Origin of the sequence: Halorientalis sp. (assembly GCF_028275115.1) — an archaeon.
In the GTDB taxonomy this organism is placed as follows: Archaea; Halobacteriota; Halobacteria; order Halobacteriales; family Haloarculaceae; genus Halorientalis.
The window spans coordinates 1-3,950 of record NZ_JAQCNH010000125.1 but is presented as its reverse complement, the minus strand read 5'-3'; the positions used below and the strand labels follow the sequence as shown (position 1 = coordinate 3,950).

Annotated in this window: 6 protein-coding genes; 1 reads left to right on the top strand and 5 read right to left on the bottom strand. The window is 60.8% G+C overall.

Annotated features, from left to right (window positions below):
- On the top strand, positions 1-234 hold a 234-nt coding region (locus Q0964_RS16070), incomplete at its 5' end, for a glutathione S-transferase N-terminal domain-containing protein (RefSeq protein WP_299269574.1).
- Between the two features lie 412 nt (positions 235-646).
- On the opposite strand, the gene Q0964_RS16065 is transcribed toward Q0964_RS16070, so the two are convergent.
- From Q0964_RS16065 to Q0964_RS16045, 5 genes are all read right to left on the bottom strand, one after another.
- Positions 647-934 (bottom strand): SHOCT domain-containing protein, encoded by a 288-nt coding sequence (locus Q0964_RS16065; protein ID WP_299269572.1) that lies wholly within the window; start codon positions 932-934, stop codon positions 647-649.
- 50 nt (positions 935-984) lie between these two features.
- Positions 985-2,031 carry an NAD(P)/FAD-dependent oxidoreductase gene (locus tag Q0964_RS16060; protein ID WP_299269569.1) on the bottom strand — a complete coding sequence of 349 codons (1,047 nt, stop codon included), beginning with the start codon at positions 2,029-2,031 and terminating at the stop codon, positions 985-987.
- Complete coding sequence (gene trxA / locus Q0964_RS16055; protein WP_299269567.1) at positions 2,032-2,391, bottom strand: thioredoxin; 360 nt, start codon at positions 2,389-2,391, stop codon at positions 2,032-2,034.
- A gap of 158 nt (positions 2,392-2,549) precedes the next feature.
- The gene (locus Q0964_RS16050) at positions 2,550-2,954 is read right to left on the bottom strand and encodes a helix-turn-helix domain-containing protein (RefSeq protein WP_299269564.1); all 405 of its coding nucleotides are present in this window, start codon (positions 2,952-2,954) and stop codon (positions 2,550-2,552) included.
- A 150-nt stretch (positions 2,955-3,104) separates the two neighbouring features.
- Positions 3,105-3,950, bottom strand: an 846-nt coding sequence (locus Q0964_RS16045; protein ID WP_299269562.1) for a sulfite exporter TauE/SafE family protein, incomplete at its 5' end; no start/stop codon positions are given.

Genomic DNA, 3,950 nt, shown 5'->3' with positions numbered 1-3,950 from the left:
TGTCCGCACTCCGGCAAGGTCCGCGAGAAGCTCTCCGAACTCGGCGTCTCGTACGTCATCCACAATCCGCGGCTCCCCGGAGACCAAGGTGGCGACGTGACCAACGAACTCACACACGACGAACTGGTGGCCGGCGGAAACGACCAAATCCCGTACCTCGTCGACATCAACCACGGCGTTACAGTATACGATAGCGACGACATCGTCGACCACCTCGAACAGCACTACGAGTAGCACTCCGGGCCTGTGCTCCCGGCATCGAGCCACTGATTCGGCGTCCGCCCGCTCGTCGACGTTCGTGATCGTGCGAACGGTGCCGACCTAGCATGGACGCGGGTCTACGAGTACGTGCGCGCCGTGCTTCATTTCGACGTTAACGATGACACTGAGCGGTCGAACGGGACGCCGAGACAGAGATGGTCTTGCAACATCGTCGGGCGCTACTGCGGGCTCGACACCAGTGGGTCAAGGTTCTCTCCCGCCGCGTGGGAGTCGGGCGATTCGGAGGGGGTTCGTGACCGTTTGAGGTGCAGCAGTCGAACTCCAGAAGAACTCATCGACGTCCTCGAAAGCTACTAATCGCGCCATTCGAATCAGGAACAGTAGACATCCAAGAGGCGGATCTGGTCGGACGGTTGTCCACCGGTTACTCCTCAAGTCGGCGACGCCGTTCTTCAAACTCCTCCTCGGAGAGCTCTCCACGAGCGTACCGAGAGCGGAGCGTCGACAGTGCAGTATCTGTGTGAGTTCGCTCAGCCGGTGTCCGCCCGTGTGCGTAGATCCCGTAGCCGATGATGAGCACCACACTCAGGAGGGTGAGGGACCAGATGATGGGCCACCAGCCGAAGCCACTCATACCGCCACCCATCCCACCCATTCCACCGGAGTGACCACCACCGTGCTGTGCGGTGGCGATTCCGGTAAATGCGATCAATAGGATGGATCCAACAGTACTACGAACGATTGTGGTTGTGAACATAGAGGTCATGGGGTAGATTGTTCCTGGGTTGCTGTCGCTGGAGCGACCGATTCGCTCGTGTCTTGGAGCGTCTCAAGGAACTCTTCGGCGTCGAGGGCAGCCATACTCCCGGTGCCGGCGGACGTAATCGCCTGGCGGTAGCGGGGGTCAGCGACGTCACCGGCCGCAAACACCCCATCGACAGTCGTCTGAGCTGTGGGCCGATCAGCGTCGTCGGTCTGCGTGAAGATGTAGCCACTTTCATCCCGTTCAACGCCGGTCCCATCGAGGAACTGCGTGTTCGGCGTATGGCCGACGGCGTAGAATACGCCGCCGATGTCGACAGCCTCCCGTTCGACGTCGATCCCGGACTCGGCCTTCTCTCTGGGATATCCCTCGGGATGTGAGACGAGCGTGGCGCCGGTAACGCCCTCCTCTGTGGAGCCGTGGATAGCTTCGAGCTCCGTGTTCCAGCGGAACTGAACGTTCTCGTGCTCGCGAGCACGGTCGGCCATGATCTCCGATGCTCGCAGCTCCTCGCGGCGGTGAACGATCGTCACCGAGTCGGCGAACTTTGCGAGGAACAACGCTTCTTCCATTGCGCTGTCGCCGCCACCAACGACGAGGACATCGTCACCGCGGTGGAACGCGCCGTCACAGGTCGCACACGTCGAGAGGCCGTGGCCCATCAGTTCGTCTTCGTTCTCAGCACCGACCCAGCGAGCGCTCGCGCCGGTCGCGACGATCAACGACCGTGTGTAGATCGTGTCCCCGGTCGACAGCGACAGTTCAAGCGGTTGGTCGTCCACAGCTGCGTCCTCGATACGGCCGTGTCGGAACTCCGCGCCGAACTGCTTGGCCTGCTCTTTTCCACGTTGGATCAGTTCCATACCGCCGACGCCATCCGGGAACCCGAGGTAGTTCTCGACATCGGTCGTCAGCGTGAGCTGCCCGCCCGGTTGGTCGCCCTCGAGAACGAGGGGGGCAAGATCGGCCCGGGCAGCGTACACGGCCGCCGAGAGACCGGCGACTCCGGACCCGGCGATGACGAGATCCCGTATGTCCTCAGTCATTTACTCGGTGTACCTCCCGATCAGGGAGCGGAGTTGCTCTTCACCCTGCACCCCGACGATCTCTTCGACCTGCTCGCCGTCAGCGAACAGAATCAGGGTTGGGACACCCCGAACGCCGTATGCGCTAGCGAGTTGCTGGTTAGCGTCGACGTCGACCTTGGCGACGGTTGCATCGGTCTCCGCGGCCAGGCGTTCGACGACAGGTTCGAGCATCTGGCAGGGACCACACCAGTCGGCGTAGAAGTCCGTGAGGACGACATCGTGCTCGGCGACGACCTCATCGAGTTGGGACTGACCGTTGATGTGAAGCGGTTCACTCGTGGTAGTAGTGCCAGCATCGGATGCAGTATCGGTTGCCATCACCTGTACGTACGCACCGGCGGCAATTAAGGGTTTTGGGTAATACGTACAATACTACCCAATAGCATTTGCACGCGGCTCCGTAGGTGTCTCTGGACTACAGGAATCCCAGCTCACCAACGAAACGGGTGAGGCCTGATACAGAAAGAAGAAGAGAGTTAGCTTTCAGCAGCGGGAGCGGAGGTGTCGGGCTGCTCGTACTTGTTTTCGAACTCCTGAATGAGCTGGCCCATCTTCGCGTACCAGTCGTTGAGCATCCGCTGCATGTCGTCAGCGATCTGCGACGGATCCGTTGGCGAGTAGACGTGGTAGTAGCCGCCCTGCTCGTAGTTGACCTGGTCCTTCTCGATGAAGCCGGTCTGGAGAAGCCGCTGGACAGCACGGTACGCAGTCGACCGTTCACGATCGACAGCCTCGGCGATTTCGTCGACAGTCAACGGCTCCTCGGCGTCGACGAGCGCCCGGAAGCACTCCTTATCGAGCTCTTTGAGGCCATGGAAGCACTCGAGCAGTCCCTCGCACTCCATATCCCGACGGAGTTGTTCAGACATCGAATCTGGCATTGTTATCGCGTATCTGTACGTGCTGGGCTGTTAAAAGATTTGTGTATAGAATCCACAATCCTGTACGAACCCGTAGTCGAAACGGAGGGAGGCAAAAATCTCGGGCGGACAAAGACTCGTGTGCTATGACGGAAACAGCGAGAGAGCTCGTCAGTCAGCGGTAATGGAATCAGTGTCGGCAGAGGTCGTCCGGAGCTCCTGGATGGAACTGTAGACGACCGCACTACTGACGAGGAGTGCTGCACCGAGGATGATGACCAGTGCGACTGTGTCAAGAATGGGCATTTCGATGACACCGCCGATTTTGCGCACGGCGACGGCAATCGCTCCCAGCAGGAGCATCACGCCGAAGTACACCTTGATTTCATCCTCGTCGACGATACTCGTCGCCGCAGCGCCGATCCGAGCCCCGAGGGCGCTGCCCGCGAGCAGCGGCGCGACGATCGCGAGATCAACTGCTCCATCGAGCGCGTAGAGGAAGCTCCCGATTCCGCCGGAGAACACGATTTCGAACAGGTCGGTCCCGACCGCGACGGGCACGGGGACACCCACGAGGTAGAACAGGGCAGGCATCCGGATGAAGCCGCCACCCACACCGAGGAAGCCGGACAACAGCCCCGTGGCGAACGCGACAGCGAGGATCATCCACAGCGAAACCGTCACGCCGCCGCGAAGCGTCATCATCGGCGGAACCTCGTACGACTGGATCTTTTTCGCGATGTCAGGGACATCCTCCGCGTCCAGTTCATCATCAACGTCGGCGTCGTGGCTGATGCCGCCGCCGCCATCGTCTTTGAGCGCCTGACGCGTAACGAACAGGCCGATGCCACCGAGGAGGCCGACGTACGCTACGCTGACCACGGTATCAGCCAGGCCGAGGTCCTGCAGTAGATGAAGACCCTGCTTTCCGACCTCGATGCCTGCCGTGGTGCCCGCGATCATCAGCACCCCGAGTTTGTAGTCGACCTGCCCGAGATCGCGGTGTTTCAGCGTCGC